We start from the raw sequence: 16,330 nt of genomic DNA on the forward strand, positions 1-16,330 counted from the left end.
TGGACCCCCGCCTGCGCGGGGGTGCGGCTGGGGTTTTGGCGACGGGCGAGGACACACCGCTCCCCGCTCCGCGAGCCGTTCGCGCAACACTTGCGCCGCCGGATCGGTGCCGACGACGCAGGCGGCGTCGAGCGGTACTGTCAGCGGCGCGGCAGTGGCGAGGAGCGTGGCGAGGATCACTTGGCGCCCGGGCGGTCCTGCGGTGCGCGGCCGAACGCTTTGTTCGGCTCGGCCGCCATGTCGAACACCAGCCGCCCGCCCTTGACCAGATCGGCATGCGCGATCCAGCTTTTGGTCCATGGCCGCCCGTTCCACGTGACGCTGCGGACATAGGGGCGGTCGGGGGCGTTGCCGCGTGCCTCGACGATCAGCCGCTTGCCGCTACCGACCTGCACCATGGCGCGGTCGAACAGGGGGCTGCCCAGCACATAGGTCGCGCTGACCGGATCTACGGGATAGAAGCCGAGCGCCGAGAGCAGGTACCATGCGCTCATCTGACCGCAATCGTCGTTGCCGATGATGCCGTCGGGGCGGTCGTGATACATGTCGGTCAGCAGGCGGCGGACCATCGCCTGCGTCTTGTACGGCGCGCCGCACCACGCATACATATACGCGACATGGTGGCTGGGTTCGTTGCCGTGGGCGTACTGGCCGACCAGCCCGGAAATGTCGGGCGGGGCATCGGCAGGCAGTTCGGACGAGGCGGTGAACAGTCCGTCGAGCTTCGCCTCGAACGCGGCATCGCCGCCCATCGCCGCGATCAGGCCGGGAATGTCGTGCTGGTTCAGGAACGTCGCCTGCCAGCCATTGCTTTCGGTGAAATCGCGCCATTTCTTCGAATGGCCGAGCGCATTGGGGGCATAGGGTTCGGCCCAGCTGCCATCGGCCATCCGACCGCGGGCGAAGCCGATCTTCGCGTCGAACACGTTGCGCCAATTGCCCGACCGCTTGCGAAGCCGCGCCGCGCCGGCGGCGTCGCCCGCCGCATCGGCGATGAATGCGCCGGCATAATCGTCGTAGGAAAACTCCAGCGTCTTCGATACGCTTTCGAAGATGCGGTCGGCGGGGGCATAGCCGAGTTCGTCATAGGCGCGCACGCCGATGCTGTTGTCGAGATTGGGCGTCGACCAGTCGAACGAACGCTTCTTCACCCCACCCCATGCGGCGGCATAGTCGGCGGCGACGCCCTTGGCACGCGCTTCGGCGAGGACCGGGACCGCGTGCCAGCCGATCATCGTGCCGGTCTCGACCCCCTGCAATGGCCAGACCGGCGGGCCGAACGGGCTTTGCTGCGTCTGGCGGATAAGGTCGCGGGTGAAGGCCTGGGTCAGCTTCGGACGGATCAGCGTCTGCAAGGGGTGGAAGGCGCGGTAGGTGTCCCACAGCGAATAGGCGCTGTAGGCCGCCTCGCCCTTCGGCACGGTGTGCGTCTGGCGGTCGAGACCGATGTAACGGCCGTCGACGTCGGAGAAGAGCGTCGGGCCGATCGAGGCGTGATAGAGCGCCGATGCGGCGACGGTGCGTTGCTGCGGGGTGCCGCCTTCGAAGCGGATCAGGTCGAGTTCGCTCGCCCATGCGGCGCGGGCGGCGCGGGCGTAGCGGTCGAAGTCCCAGTGCTTCGCCTCGGCGGTGAGATTGGCCTTTGCGCCGTTCAGATCGACTGCCGAGATGCCGGTGCGGATGACGATCGGCGCGGCACCGGCGTCGTCATAGTGGAGCACGGCCTTGAGGCGTTTGCCCTTCACACCTGTGTTCCCGGCAGGGGTGTCGTTATCGCCGAAGAATTCGATGCGGTCGGGTTTGCGTGACAGCTGCATCGCGAAGAAGATGCGGCGCCCCTTGGCCCAGCGGAACACGCGGCGGGTGCCGGTGATGCTGCCATCGGCTTCGAGGGTGAGCGCGGCTTCGTCGATATAGGGCGACTGGTTCGGCCCCTCCATCACCAGATGCGACAGGTCGATCAGGATATGGCCGGGACCGGCGGGGAAACGATGGCGCTGGACGCCGGTGCGGTCGGTGACGGTCAGTTCGGCGCGCACCCCGCTTTCGAGGGTGACGGCGTAATAGCCGGGTTCGGCGACTTCGTCCTTATAGCGCTGGCGATAGCCCTTGTCGGGATCGTCGAGCGGGCCGCCGTCGAGCAAGACCGGGCCGCGCGTCGGCACGACCAGCACGTCGAGCATGTCGCCGATGCCGGTGCCCGACAAATGCGTGTGGCTGAAGCCAAGGATCGAGCCGTCGCCCTTGTGATAGCCCGAACAGGTCGCCCAGCGCGCGGTGTCGGTGTCGGGCGACAGCTGCACCATCCCGAACGGCATCGTCGCGCCGGGAAAGGTATGGCCGTCGCCGCCGGTGCCGATGAACAGGTCGGGCTTGGCGGGGGCGGTGCCGGCCGCTCCGACTGGGAGCGCATCGACCACCGCCAGCGCAGCAGTGCCGGCCAGCAGGGTGCGGCGCGAAAGGCGGATCATTTCGGCAACTCCTGCGTGCCCGTGATGGTGAAGGCGATCTCTTGTCCGGGCGTTGTCCCCGGCTGGCCGCCGCCGACGAACAGGCGGTAGCTGCCCGGTCGCACCGCCCGCGTGCCGTCGAGCGAGACGGTGCTGAGCAGGCGCGGGTCGAGGCTGAAGGTCACCGTCTTCGCCTGTCCGGGTTTCAGCGCGATGCGCTGGAAACCGACCAGGCTGTGGCGCAGGACCGGATCGTTCCATGCGCCGATCCTGTTGAGCGCTGCCGGGGCGATCAGATAGGCCTGCGCGACTTCCTCGCCGGCGCGTTTGCCGGTGTTGGTGACGCGGGCGGTGACGGTCAGCGGCTGGCCGGCGGTCAGCGTCGCGGGCGCCTTCGCATCGGCATAGGCGTAGCTGGTGTAGCTCAGCCCATGGCCGAACCCCCAGAGTGGCTGGCCGTCGAAATAGCGATAGGTCCGGCCCTTCATATTGTAATCGACGAAGGCGGGCAGGTCGCTGGTCCGGGCGTAGAAGGTGACCGGCAGGCGGCCCGACGGGTTGGTCGTGCCGTCGAGCAGGTCGGCGATGGCGGTGCCGCCGACCTCGCCCGGATACCAGCCGGCGACGATTGCATCGGCGTTCTGTTTCGCCCATTCCATCGCGACGGCGCTGCCCGACAGGAGGACGACGATCAGCGGCTTGCCCGATACCTTCACCGCCTCGAGCAGTTGCTGCTGCGCTTGCGGGAGCGCGATGTCGGTGCGGTCGCCGCCCGAGAAACCGGCGACTTCGAGGCGGAGCGCCTCACCCTCGACCGCGGGGGACAGGCCGACGAAGGCGACGACCGCATCGACATTCTGCGCGGCGGCGACGGCTTGTGCGCGCTGCGGATCGGCAGGGGCGATCCAAGTCAGGCGGATGCTGTCGTCGGTGCTGGCATGGGTGAGGTCGAGGCGGAAGGGCTTCGCCGCCGTGTCGGCGAAGTCCAGCACCGCCTCCATCCGTTCGGACTTGCTGTCGTTCGCCGCACCTTCGATCGCTGCGGCGGTGCCGGTGGCGCTCAGCACGTCCTTGCCATCGACCCACAGCTTGACCGCGTCGCGGCCCGAACATTTGTCCCAGCAGCGGTTGATGTCGATGCGCAGCGTGTAGCGGCCCGGCCCCGGCGGGGTGAGCGTGCCGGTCCAGCGCACACCGTAACGGTTCACCGGCAGGTTCGCGGCGGGGCTGGTGCGCGCCCAGTTGAAATCGATCGTCCGGTCGGTGCGGGTCAGGACCGGGGTGCCGGTCATCGCCGGGTCGGCGAAGAATTCGGCCTTCAGCCCCGCGCCGAACGCGGTCTGCGGTACGGGCAGCGGCACGCCCTCGGCCAGTGTCGACCCCTGTGCATAGGTGACGGCGAAGCGGTCGGTTAGCCCGTGCAGCGGCGTGACGGGATCGGCGGAGGTGCCGTTGTAATTGGCCTCCAGCACGTCGAGGCTGTCGGCATTGGGGCCGACGACCGCGATCTTCGCGCCACGCTTCAGGGGCAGGACGCCGTTGTTCTGGAGCAGGACCAGCGACTTGCGCGCCGCCTCCAGCGCGAGGGCGCGGTTGACGGGGGTGTGGAGCGCACTGGTGGGGATCGCGTCCCAGCGGCTCTTGGTGCCGAACGCGTCGCCGAGGCGCTTGCGGGCCTCGAACGTCCGTTCCAGCGCGCGGTCGATCGTGCCTTGCGTCGTCAGGCCGCGTTCGAGCGCTTTGGGCAACGCGGCATAGGCCGAGCCGCAATTTAGGTCCATGCCGGCATTGATCGCGGCGGCGGAGCCGGCGGCGTTGTCGAGGGCATAGCGCTGATAATGGGCGATATTGCCGATCGCGTCGCAGTCGGAGACGACCAGCCCGTTCCAGCCCCAGTCGCGGCGGATGCGATCGTTGAGCAGCCAGTCGGCGGCGCACACCGGCACCCCATGGACGCCGTTATAGGCGCACATCACCGATTGCGCCTTCCCCTCGGTCAGCGCGCGGCGGAAGGCGGGGAGGTAGGTCGCCTCCATGTCATAGGGCGCGGTCTGCACACTGAACGCGTCGCGGCCCGCCTCCGGCCCGCTATGCGCGACCAGATGTTTCGGCGTGGCGATGACGCGGGGTTGCAGCGGGTCCGGCCCTTGCAGCCCGCGCACATAGCCGACCGCCAGCGCGCCGGTCAGTACCGGGTCCTCGCCATAGGTTTCCATGCCGCGGCCCCAGCGTGGATCGCGGAAGATGTTGATATTGGGCGACCAGATGGTCAGCCCCTCGTAGCGCCGCCGGTTCTTGCCCGGCAGCGCATTGTATTTGGCGCGCGCCTCGGTCGACACGACGGTGCCGATCCGCTCCATCAGCGGCGCGTCCCAGGTCGCGGCCAAGCCGATCGCCTGCGGGAACACGGTGGCGACGCCATTGCGGGCGAGGCCGTGCAGCGCCTCGTTCCAATAGTCGTATGCGGGCAGGACATCGCCCTGCGCGGGGGCGGTGCTTTGCAATTGCGCCGCCTTTTCCGCCGGGGTCATCGCCGCGATGGTCGCGGCGATCTGCGGATCGGGTTCTGCGGCACCGGCCAGCAGGGCGAGGAGGATGCTCACTTGGCGGCTCCCAGCGTTTGCAGGCGCAATGCCTTTTTAAGCGCCCCGGTCGATGCCTTGCCCTCAATCGTCACCGTCACGCTTTCGCCCGGGAGCAGGTCGAGGAAATTGTCCGACGCCTGCACGTCGAGCGTCCCGAAACCGATCCACAGTGCGCGGGCGAGACGGGTGGCGGTGACGGTCAGCGCGGGCTTGCCGTCGATCGTCGACCAGAGGGTGACGAAGCCCGGATCTGGCAAGGCCATCGCCTTTTCCGGAAGCGCCGCGACCAGCGCGCGCGACGCGAGCTTGCCGTCGACCAGCAGTTCGAACACCGCGAAGCTGCGTTTCGGGTCGGCACCCTTGAACAGGTCGGCATCGGTCAGCGTCGCGATCTTTGTCGACGACAAGGCGGGCAGTTGCACCGCGCGTTCGAACTGGTTCGCGACCTTGCCCGCGACGTCGATCGTCCGCACCCGCCACCGCGCGGTGACCGGCTGGGTCGCGTCGGAGATCAGCGCGACCTCGGTCGGTCCCTCCGCCTTGCGCGCCGCCGAGATGGCGAGCGGGGCGTAGAAGCGGCGGGCGGCGAAGTGCAGCGCCTTCCACCGGCCATAATAGTCGATGCTCGACCATGATGCGCCGGGCCACACGTCGTTCAGCTGCCAGTAGAGCGAGCCGCTGGTCACCGGGCGGCATGCGCGGTGGTGCAGCGCGCCCAGCTGGATGCCGTCGGCCTGCATGACCTGGCTGAGATAGACGAAGTCGGCGAAGTCGCGCGGCTCGCGGTAGCGCATCCGGATATAGTCGAGCAGCCGCTGCTGCCCGGCGCCCTTCAGGAACTTCTGGTGCGCGGTCATGACGGGCGAGTCGATCGCGTAATCGGCGGGTTTCGCGAACTTGGCGATGGTCGCCATGTCGGGCATCGCCTGCAGCCCATACTCGGACATGAAGCGCGGGCAGCTGTCGAGGTACGCAGTGGCAGGTTTCTTGCCGCCCCATACGTCCCAATAATGGCGGTCGCCATTGCCGTCCTGATCGGGCTTGCCCTCGTAATTGGCGCTGGGGCTTCCGGGCCAATAGGGGACGTCGGCATCGCGCCGTTCGGCGGCGTCGCGCAGCACGCGGTCGAACAGGATCGCCATGCCGACGCCGACGCGTTCCTGTTCGTCGGCACCGACGCGCTTCTTGAAGGCGGTGCGGTCGCTCCAGCCCTCCCAGCCCGACAGCACTTCGTTATTGCCCGACCACAGCACGATCGAGGGATGCGCCTGCACCCGGTCGACCTGTTCCTCGGCCTCGATCTTGACCGATTCCCGATAGTCGGGGTCATAGGGCGTGATCGCGCCGCCGAACATGAAATCGGACCAGATCATCAGCCCCAGCCGGTCGGCGGTGTCGAAGAAACTGTCGGGCAGGTACATGCCACCGCCCCAGATGCGCAGCATGTTCATGTTCGCCGCCTTCGCGTCGCGCATGATTTTGCCCATATAGGCGTCGGTGACGCGCGGGCCGAAGCTGTCGAACGGGATCAGGTTCGCGCCCTTGGCGAACACCGGAATACCGTTGATCTTGAACAGGAAGCCGCGGCCGATCGCGTCTTTCTCGCGGACCAGTTCGACGGTGCGGATGCCGGTCGAGCGTTGCTGGTTGTCAACCAGTTCGCCGTCGAGCCGGGTTTCGGTGGCGACGGTGTAGAGCGGCTGCGCGCCATAGCCGGCGGGATACCAGAGTTTGGGATTGGCGATGGCGATCGGCACGCTCACCCGGTTCTCGCCCGCCGTCACCGCGACGGTGCGAGTCGCGCGGACCGTGGTGCCATCGGGGGCGGTGACGATTGCGTCGACCTGCACGGTCGCATCGCGATCGGCGATCAGCGTGACGTCGGCGGACAGGCGCGCCTCGGCCGGGGTTATCGCCTCCTGCTGCACCCGCAGGGTGTCGATGCGGACATCGTCCCACGCATCGACCTTCACCGCGCCATTGGGGCCGATATTCAGGATGCGAGGACCCCAGTCCCAGCCATAATGATATTTGGGCTTGCGGATATAGGGCGAGGTCTGCCGCGCTTCCGGCTCGTCGCCCGCGGTCGAATCATATTCGCCGGGAAGGGGGTTGTCGATCTTCGCGACCATCGGCTTCAGCACGCCCAGCGGCGATTTGAACGCGATGCGGATCTCGTTCGCACCCGCTTTCAACAGCGGTTTGGCGTCGGCGCGCCAGCGGCGATGCGCATTGTCGGCGGCGAGCAGCTTGGTGCCGTTCACGAACACCTCGGCAAAGGTGTCGAGCCCGTCGAATACGAGGTCGACATGGTCGCGCGCCAACAGGGCGGGCGTGGCGTTCAGCCGCCCGCGATAGTCCCAGTCGCTGCGTCCGACCCATTGGATCGTCGCTTCGTTCAGCCGGACGAACGGATCGGGGGTGATCTTCGCCGCGATCAGGTCGGTCTGGACATAGCCCGGCACTTTGGCCGGCACCCACCGTGCGGCTCTGGGATGGTCCTTCGCCGCCGGATCGCGCGGCGCGAGGCGGACTTCCCAGCCCTTGTCGAGCGTCACCGTTTCGCGCGGCGCCGCCCACAGGGCGGCGGGGGCGACGGCAAGCAGCAGGAACAGGGCAGGCTTCACTTCGACTCTTCCAGTTGCAGCGTGTCGACGGTGTAGAAGGGGTCGGATAGCGGCGAGGTGAATTGCAGGCAGATATCCGCATCGCCCGGCTGTTTCGGGAAGCTGCCGGTGAATTCGAACCGGTTGGGCGCGATGTCGGGGTTCGGCAACGGGAAGGTCGCGGCGACGATGCCGTCGCACCCGCCGACGCGCATCACCAACTCGCCATATCGGGTGACCGCATAGTGGAGGCGCAGCTTGCCCTCGTCATGCGCGAGGCCATAGTTGCGCGGCAGGCGGGCAACGGTGACCTTGAACGCCTGCGCCACGTCGAGCGGCATCTTGGGCGCCTGGGTACAGGTGTCGAAGATGTTGACGTTGTAGGCGGGCGCGTCGCCGCTCTGCCCCGATACCAGCGGCACGCGCAGGCCGAGCGCGCCCTTGGGACAGGCGACCATGTCGCTGTTGCCGGTCGCGCGGAGCAAGGCGGGGCGGGTCGCGTCGAAGCGGCGCGGTTCGGCAAGGGCGTGGCCGTCCTTCGCGAAGGCGGTGGCGGTGACGACCTGTCCGGGCTTGAGCGCAATCGGCGCTGCGTAGGAGCGCGAGCGGGCGGTCGGCTGACTGCCGTCGGTCGTGTAGCGGATCGTGCCGGCACCGGTCTGGGTGGCCATCGTAAGCTTGGGAAGCTTCTGCCGCAGTACGTCGCCCTTGGCGCCATCGAGCGTATAGCCGACCGCAAAGGCGGCATCGGCGGCGGCGATGCCCTGCCGCTCGTATCGCAGCATCTGCGGCTGGAGGCGTTCGACGAACCCTTTCCAGTCGCGCTTGTCGCGCGGGCTCCACGTGAACTCGGCGATGGCGGACAGGCGCGGGAAGGTGGCGTGTTCCTTCTGCTTGGCCGTCGCCAGATATTCGGACCACGCATTGCCCTGCGCGCCGAGCACATGCGCGGCGGCCTCCGCCGTCACGCCGGGGCGGACGGGTTCATAGCCATAGACCATCTCCAGCGTTTGCAGCCCGATGCGGCCGGGCGGTTCGTCGCCCGCGGTCGACTGGATATTGTCGAGATAGAGGTTGGGGGCGGGCGACATGACCACGTCATGCCCCTTGTTCGCCGCCTCGACTGCGCCTGCCTCGCCGCGCCACGACATGACGGTCGCGCTGGTCGGCACGTCGCCTTCGAGGATTTCGTCCCAGCCGATCAGGCGGCGGTTCTTCGACGCCAGATATTTGCCGAGCTCGGAAATCATCCAGCCCTGCATCTGGTTCTCAGTCTTGAGGCCCAGCGCCTTCATCTGCGCCTGTACCTCCGGCGAGCGCTGCCACTGGTCCTTCACCGCCTCGTCGCCGCCGACATGGATGAACTGGCCGGGAAAGATGTCAATCAGCTCGTCGAGCACGTTCTTGATGAAGGTCATGCTGCGCGGGGAGGGGGAGAAGAGCCACGGATTGACCCCCCAGTCATGGCCGACCGGCGGCCGGTCGCCGAGCACGCCGACCTCCTCCGGATAGGCCGCGACCGCCGCCTGCGCATGGCCGGGCATGTCGATTTCGGGGACGATGGTGATGCCCCGTTCGGCGGCATAAGCGACCAGCTTGCGCAGTTCGTCCTGCGTATAGAAGCCGCCGACCTTCGGTCCCGGCTGGCCACCGGCGACGGGCGGATCGCGGAAAGCACCGATCTCGGTCAGCTTCGGGTAGCGCTTGATCTCGACGCGCCATCCCTGATCGTCCGACAGATGCATGTGCAAGGTGTTCAGCTTCTGCGCGGCCATCGTGTCGACGATCGGGTAGAGCGTCTCGATCGGCTGGAACGAGCGGGTGACGTCGACCATCAGCCCGCGCCAGCGGAAGCGTGGGCTATCGTCGATGGTGGTCGCGGCGACGCGGACCGGACGGCCGAAGGCAGTGTCGGGGCTGAGCAATTGCGCGAGCGTCATCGCGCCCCAGATCATGCCCCGGTCGCCGCTGGCGGCGATGGTGATCGCGCGCGGCGCGACGGTCAGGCGATAGGCTTCGTCGCCGGCGATCGCGGCGTCGCGGACGAAGCGGATCGGCCCCTGCGCGGCGGTGGAGAGGGTCAGGCCGCGATCGACCTTCACCCGGTCGGTCAGCAGCCGCGCGGCGGTGGCGGCACCGGTATCGCCGGCGGGCGCGACGATGCCCGCACCGTTCGCGATGGTAATCGTACCTGAAGCCGGTCGCATCTGTGCGGGCAGGGGAAGGAGCGGTGCGGTCTGTGCATGGACCGGCGCGATGGTCGCCGTGGTCGCGGCCAGTGCCGCCCGGATCAGATGCTTCACGCGGATACTCCCCTTGGGTGGCAGGCCGATTCGTGCCCGCCCGAAACTCTAGCGGCCCGAACGAAAAAAGGCCCCGGCAAAGCCGGGGCCTCGAACGAAGCGGGGGGCACGGGCCGCACCCCCCATATCGCCGGCCCCCTTACATGCGGAAGGTGGCGCTGAGCGAGAAGACGCGACCGTTCTTGTAGATCGAGGTCGGCGCGTCCGGCGTGCTGCTGTACTGGTAATAGGTTTCGTCGAGCAGGTTCGAGGCCGCCGCCGTGATGCCGATGCCGTCCGAGATGGCATAGCTGATCTGCGCGTCGAGCTGGCGGTAGGCATCGGTATAGTCCGAGCTCGCCTGACGACCGAAGCGATAGAAATACTTCGAGCGGCGGTTGTAGCTGACGCGCGCCTGGAACGGACCGTTCTCGTAATAGGGAACGACCGTGAAAGTGTGACGCGACAGGAACGGCAAGCCGTTGGCGAACGGCGTTTCCGCATCGGCAAAGGTGTAGCTGCCCTGCACACCGAAGCCCCAGATCAGGTTGGTGTTGCCCGACAGCGAGAAGCCCGTAACCGATGCCTTGCCGCCGTTGATCGGACGCGAGATCGAGTAGGTCAGCGTCCGGCCGGTGACGCTGTTGGTGAACTCAACCCCGTCCTCCACCTGATTGCCGACATAGTTCGAAATATCGCGATAGAAGAATTCGCCTGCCAGGAAGCTGGCCGGTGCGAAATACCATTCAGCCGACAGCCCGTAGTTGGTCGCGGCATAGGGCCTCAGGTCCGGATTGCCGCCGCTGCCCGAGCGGGTGGTGTCGTCGAGCGACAGCGAACCGGCCAGGTCGCCGTAGCGCGGACGCGCGATCACCTTCGCCGCAGAGGCGCGCAGTACCACGTCCTCGCCCGCCTGGAAGATAACGTTGGCGGCGGGAAGGAAGCGCGTCTCGTCGCTATCGACCTTGGTCAGCGCGAACTGGTTGCTGCTCTGGACATAGAAGGTCGATGCGTCCGACGTGTTGACGACACGACCGCCGACGTTACCGCGGAACTTACCCAGCTCGAAATTGGCCTGGATATAGCCCGCCGCGATCTTTTCGCGCACGCGCCAGTAATCGCCACGCGACAGACCGCGATCGTCGGTGAAGTTGCCGTACTTGGTCAGCGCGGCGAGAATGCCGTCCTTGTCGAGCGTGGCATAGGGCGTGCCATTCCCCGACGTGCCGAGGCCGTTGTACAGGTTGCTGTCCTGCACGTAGAAATCGAGATCGGCCAGCGTGTAGTTCTGGTTGGTGAAGACGGCATTGCTGTACGACGTGTTGCCGTTCAGGTGCGAAGCATAGCGACCGCCGAACAGGATCGTCTTGATCGGACCGAATTCGACGTCGCGCTTCACATTCAGTTCGCCGAACACTTCGCTGTCGGTGGTGAAGCCCGACTGCAGCGGGATGCCGCCGATCTGACGACCGAAGAAGGTGCGGCCATCGGTCGCGCGAATGTTCTCGCCGCCATTGGCGGTGAAGTTGCTCAGCCACTTGGTCGCATCGCTCGCCGGCGAGTTCCAGTTGACCAGCGTGTTGCGGCCGTTCGCACCGGCGGTGAAGCCCTGCTGCGTCCGGAAGTCGAGCAGATATTCAGGATCCTTGCCGCCGGTCGCGCGGGTGGCGCCGAGGTTGCCGGTGACGGTCCATTCGCCGGGCGTCCAGTCGAGCAGCAGCGAGACCGAGTCGTTCTTCAGCCGGGTGCGGCGGTAATAGGTGTCGAGCTGACCCGTCGAACCGGTCTGGCCGGCCGGGATGCCGCTGAAGGTCGCCGAATCGACGATGCCGGGCTGTCCGTTCTGGCCCGGGATATAGGTCGCGGCGGTCATCCGCGATCCTTCGAAGCCATAGGTATATTCGGAGTTCGACACGTTGTCGTAATTGCCGCGGATGATGAGCGCGGTGCCGGTCACGGTCATGTTGTCGGTCGGCTTGGCCGATACCGCGCCGCTGAAGCTGATCCGCTCACGCTCCTGCTTGAAGAATTCGCGAGCGAGGAACGAGGCGTAGCGCGACGCGCTGAACGCGGCGATGGTCGCGGCGGTCGGACGCGAACCGTTGATCGTGGCACCCATGACCGCGCGGCCGTCGGCACCATATTGGATCGGATTGCGCGTGCCGTCGGCATTTACGGTGCTGAAGCTTTCGAGCAGCGCGGCACCGGTGCGGTACCAGTAGCTGGCGACGCCGGCGCGGCTCAGCTGTTCCTTGTCGTAGCTGACCGAACCGAGGAAGCCGATCGTCTCGTCGTCGTTCTTCCAGCTGTACAGCGCCGAACCGCGGAAGCTGCCGCGCTTTGCCCGGTCGTTATATTCGCCGCCGGCGGTCGCGGCGATCGTGCCCGACTTCAGGTCGAGCGGCTTGCGGGTGACGATGTCGACGGTACCGCCGATCGCGCCTTCCTGCAGGCGCGCTTCCGGCGTCTTGTACAGCACGGCCTGGCTGATGATCGTCGGCGACAGCAGCGAATAGTTGAACGAACGGCTCGAACGGTCGGACGGGTTGCCGCCCCAGTCGGCCGATGCAACCGAATGGCCGTCGATCGTGACGCGGTTCAGCGCAGGCTCGGTGCCGGCGATGGAGAGCTGTTCGCCCTCGCCGAACTGGCGGTCGACGGTGACGCCGGGCAGGCGGGCGAGCGAATCGGCGATGTTGCTATCGGGCAGCTTGCCGACGTCTTCCGCCGAAATGACGTCGACGATCGAGTCCGCGTTCCGCTTGGTCTGGATCGCATCGGCGATCGAGCGGCGGATGCCGGTGACGGTGATGGTGTCGTCTTCAGCCGTCGTGCCGGCCGGTGCGGGCGCGTCCTGTGCCAGCGCCGGTGTCGCCAGCGCGACCAGCGCGGTGGAGGCTAGATATGCGAAACGCGAAAAAGCCATGGTCCCCTACCCCTTCTATCCGGGCGCGAAATGCACCCTCCCCGAATGGCCGCGACGGGCAAAGACGACGTGCGTCATGCGTTGGTACTATATTGGCACCATGCAAGCTCGTTTTGGTCGGGAGCAATGTGACCAATTCCCATCATAAAATCTACATAAAAATGAAAAAGGAGTGCACAGGTGAGAAAATATGACGTTTCACATCGATCGTGCGCCAGAAACCGATGGTTTAGCGCTGTTTGGTATAATATGATTATAAAAAAGCTGGGGTGATGGTTAACGACGATCGGTTGGTAATCCTTCCGCTGACCGGGTGTGCAATAATGCCAATGCCGTCGCGATAAGGAATTTCAACCGATCGCACCGCCCGTTTTCGACTATGCAAAGCCGCTTGCGTAGTACCAAAAACATACCTATCACCGCGATTGTGATCGCTCCCACCGCCCTCTACGTTGCGCAATCGACAGGTTCGAAGGGCGTGGTCATGGGTTTTTCCGATCGGGTGGGCCGGTTGCGCGGCGACGCGCATGCTCCGCTCTATGTCCAGTTGCAGCAGCTGGTGCGTACCGCGATCGAGCGGAAGGTGCTGCAACAGGACGATGCGATCCCGCCCGAACGTGAACTGGCGGTCGAATATGACGTGTCGCGCATCACCGTGCGCAAGGCGATCGAGGGGCTGGCCAAGGAAGGGCTGGTCGTTCGCCGCCGGGGCGCGGGCACCTTCGTCGCGGCGCGGGTCGACAAGAGTTTTTCGAAGCTGTCGTCCTTTTCCGAAGACATGGTCGCGCGCGGCCGGGTGCCGAGCAGCGCGTGGGTGTCGAAATCGGCCGGGCTGGTGACGCCGGAGGAATCGATGTCGCTGGGGCTGTCGCCGGGCGCACCGGTCTATCGGTTCCAGCGGATGCGCTATGCCGACGACGTGCCGATGGCGGTCGAATATGCGACCATCGCCGGCAATTGCCTGCCCGGCGTCGATGCCGTCGGCGACTCGCTCTATGCCGCGCTGGAGGCGGCGGGATCGCGGCCGGTGCGCGCGTTGCAACGGCTGCGCGCGATGGCGTTTCCCGCCGAACAGGCGAAGCGGCTGGGGGTCGAGACCGGCCATGCCGGGCTGTTCATTGAACGGCGCGGCTTCCTGGCCGATGGCGACACCGTCGAATTCACCCAGTCCTATTATCGTGGCGACGCGTACGACGTCGTCGCCGAACTGAACGCAAGCTGATCCGGCACAGGCCGGCACCAAGAGGGGGTTCATGACGTCCACCGTCGAAGCCGGGCCGAAGCCGGTCGTTGCCGAGCAGACCGCGATGCACCGCGAAGCGGGGGAGGGCGGGGCGTCGGTCGCCCGGTTCCTGTCGCGCAATGCCGTTGCGCTCGCCGAGTTGGGCGCATCGCTGCGCGCCGATCCGCCGGCGCTGGTCGTCACCTGCGCGCGCGGGTCGTCGGACCATGCCGCGACCTATGGCAAATATCTGGTCGAGACGCTGTGCGGGGTGCCCGTCGCCAGCGCCGCGCCGTCGGTCGCCTCGGTCTATGCGACGCGGATGGAGCGGATGAACGCGTTGGTGATCGCGGTGTCACAGTCGGGCCGCAGTCCCGATCTGCTGCGCACCGTGGAGAGCTACAAGGCGGCGGGCGCGCGCGTCGTCGCGCTGGTCAATGTCGAGGATTCGCCGCTCGCGGGTCTGGCCGACACCGTGCTGCCGTTGTCGGCCGGTCCGGAAACCTCGGTCGCGGCGACCAAGTCGTTCATCGCCTCGTTGACCGGCCTTGCCGCGATCGCCGCCCATTGGAGCGAGGATGCGGCGCTGCTGGCGGCGCTCGACGATCTGCCCGCGCAGCTGGAGCAGGCGTTCGATCTCGACTGGACCGCGGTCGCCGACACGCTGGTACAGGCGCGCAACCTGTTCGTGATCGGGCGCGGCTATAGCTTCGGCGTCGCGCAGGAAGCGGCGCTCAAGATGAAGGAAACCTCGGCACTGCATGCCGAGGCGTTCAGCAGCGCGGAAGTCCGCCACGGGCCGATGGCGATCATCAATGACGGCTTCCCGCTACTGGGCTTCGCGACGTCGGACGATGCCGGCGACGACGTCCGCGCGGCGGCGGCCGAGTTCGCGTCGCGCGGCGCGGCGGTGCACCTCGCCGACGCGTCCGACGACGACAGCCACCCGCCGACGATCCGCAGCCATGCGGCGATCGAACCGATCCTGATGATCCAGAGCTTCTACCGCATGGTCAACACGGTGTCGCTGCGCCGGGGGCTGAACCCCGACCAGCCGCCGCATCTGCGCAAGGTCACCGAAACGCGATGAGCAGCTTCGTCTTCCGCGGCGGGCGCGTGCTCGCCGATCAGTGCCAGCAGGACAGCTGCGCCTTTCATGTCGTCGACGGCGTCATCGCCGGTTTCCATGCCGAGGGCGATGCCGAGACGATCGACCTGGGCGGCGGCTGGCTGGTCCCCGGCTTCGTCGATACGCAGGTCAATGGCGGCGGCGGAGTGTTGTTCAACGACCATCCGACCGTCGAGGGCATCCGCGCGATCGGTGCGGCGCACGCGACCTATGGCACCACCGCCTTCCTGCCGACGCTCATCAGCGACCGGCTGGACGTGGTCGCCGCCGGGCTCGACGCGGTCGACACCGCAATCGAAGCGGGCGTGCCGGGCGTGGTCGGCATCCATGTCGAGGGGCCGTTCCTGAACCCGGCGCGCAAGGGCATTCACGACGCGAACCATTTCCGCGCGCTGGACGATGCCGCGATCGACCTGCTCACCGCCCCGCGCAGGGGCGTGGTGATGGTGACGCTGGCGCCTGAGCGCAACGATACCGCCGCGATCGAACGGCTGGTGGCTGCGGGCGTGATCGTCAGCATCGGCCATAGCGACGCGACCTATGAACAGGCGCGTGCGGCGATCGATGCCGGCGCGCGCGGCGTGACGCACCTGTACAACGCCATGTCGCCACTCAAGCACCGCGATCCGGGCGTGGTCGGCGCGGTGCTGGAGGACAAGTCGGTCTATGCCGGGCTGATCGTCGACGGCGCGCATCTGCACCCCGCCGCGATCCGCGTGGCGCTGGCGGCGCGCCCGATCGACCGGTTCATGCTGGTGACCGACGCGATGCCGACGGTAGGCGCGGAATCGAAGGAGTTCGTGCTGAATGGGCAACCGATCCATGTCGAGAACGGCGTGTGCGTCGACGCGCACGGCACGCTCGCCGGTTGCGATCTCGACATGGCGACGGCGGTGGCGAACACCCACGAACTGGGGGTCGCGTTCGAGGATGCGGTGGCGATGGCATCGGCCAATCCGGCCGCGTTCCTGCGCTTGTCGCACCGGATCGGCAGCATCGATGTCGGGCACAGCGCCGATTTCGTGTGGCTCGACCGCGACCTGACGGTGCGCGGCACGTGGATCGCGGGCAACCGCGTCGTCTGACCCCGGTGCGCCGGGACGAATAACATCCGCGCGGGTCGCCGGGGG

Annotated in this window: 8 protein-coding genes; 3 read left to right on the forward strand and 5 right to left on the reverse strand. The window is 67.0% G+C overall.

Annotated features, from left to right (window positions below; translation table 11 throughout):
- Positions 1 to 176: 176 nt before the first annotated feature.
- The 5 genes from ACTHQV_RS05575 to ACTHQV_RS05595 all read right to left on the reverse strand — a co-directional run bounded on the left by ACTHQV_RS05575 (position 177) and on the right by ACTHQV_RS05595 (position 12,849).
- Positions 177 to 2,471 (reverse strand): GH92 family glycosyl hydrolase, encoded by a 2,295-nt coding sequence (locus ACTHQV_RS05575; protein ID WP_440488821.1) that lies wholly within the window; start codon positions 2,469 to 2,471, stop codon positions 177 to 179.
- Entirely contained in the window at positions 2,468 to 5,053 is a 2,586-nt protein-coding gene (locus ACTHQV_RS05580; protein WP_440488823.1) for a glycoside hydrolase family 3 C-terminal domain-containing protein, read from the reverse strand. The genes ACTHQV_RS05575 and ACTHQV_RS05580 overlap by 4 nt, the downstream gene beginning before the upstream one ends.
- Positions 5,050 to 7,662 carry a beta-mannosidase gene (locus tag ACTHQV_RS05585; RefSeq protein WP_440488824.1) on the reverse strand — a complete coding sequence of 871 codons (2,613 nt, stop codon included), beginning with the start codon at positions 7,660 to 7,662 and terminating at the stop codon, positions 5,050 to 5,052. The genes ACTHQV_RS05580 and ACTHQV_RS05585 overlap by 4 nt, the downstream gene beginning before the upstream one ends.
- On the reverse strand, positions 7,659 to 9,944 hold the full coding sequence (locus ACTHQV_RS05590) for a beta-N-acetylhexosaminidase (RefSeq protein WP_440488826.1): 2,286 nt from the start codon (positions 9,942 to 9,944) through the stop codon (positions 7,659 to 7,661). Before ACTHQV_RS05590 ends, ACTHQV_RS05585 begins: the two co-directional genes overlap by 4 nt.
- Positions 9,945 to 10,083: 139 nt before the next feature.
- The gene (locus ACTHQV_RS05595; protein WP_440488828.1) at positions 10,084 to 12,849 is read right to left on the reverse strand and encodes a TonB-dependent receptor; all 2,766 of its coding nucleotides are present in this window, start codon (positions 12,847 to 12,849) and stop codon (positions 10,084 to 10,086) included.
- A gap of 484 nt (positions 12,850 to 13,333) precedes the next feature.
- Between ACTHQV_RS05595 and ACTHQV_RS05600 the strand changes: the two genes are divergently transcribed.
- Genes ACTHQV_RS05600 through nagA form a run of 3 tightly spaced genes read left to right on the forward strand, consistent with a single transcriptional unit; the run spans position 13,334 to position 16,285 of the window.
- Positions 13,334 to 14,071, forward strand: coding sequence for a GntR family transcriptional regulator (locus ACTHQV_RS05600; RefSeq protein WP_440488893.1), 738 nt, complete (start codon positions 13,334 to 13,336; stop codon positions 14,069 to 14,071).
- 31 nt (positions 14,072 to 14,102) lie between these two features.
- On the forward strand, positions 14,103 to 15,161 hold the full coding sequence (locus ACTHQV_RS05605; RefSeq protein ID WP_440488829.1) for an SIS domain-containing protein: 1,059 nt from the start codon (positions 14,103 to 14,105) through the stop codon (positions 15,159 to 15,161).
- A complete protein-coding gene (gene nagA, locus ACTHQV_RS05610) occupies positions 15,158 to 16,285 on the forward strand; it encodes an N-acetylglucosamine-6-phosphate deacetylase (RefSeq protein ID WP_440488831.1) in 1,128 nt (375 codons plus the stop codon). The genes ACTHQV_RS05605 and nagA overlap by 4 nt, the downstream gene beginning before the upstream one ends.
- Positions 16,286 to 16,330: the final 45 nt, after the last annotated feature.

It is taken from the genome of Sphingomonas sp. SAFR-052, from assembly GCF_051965015.1.
Lineage (GTDB): Bacteria > Pseudomonadota > Alphaproteobacteria > Sphingomonadales > Sphingomonadaceae > Sphingomonas.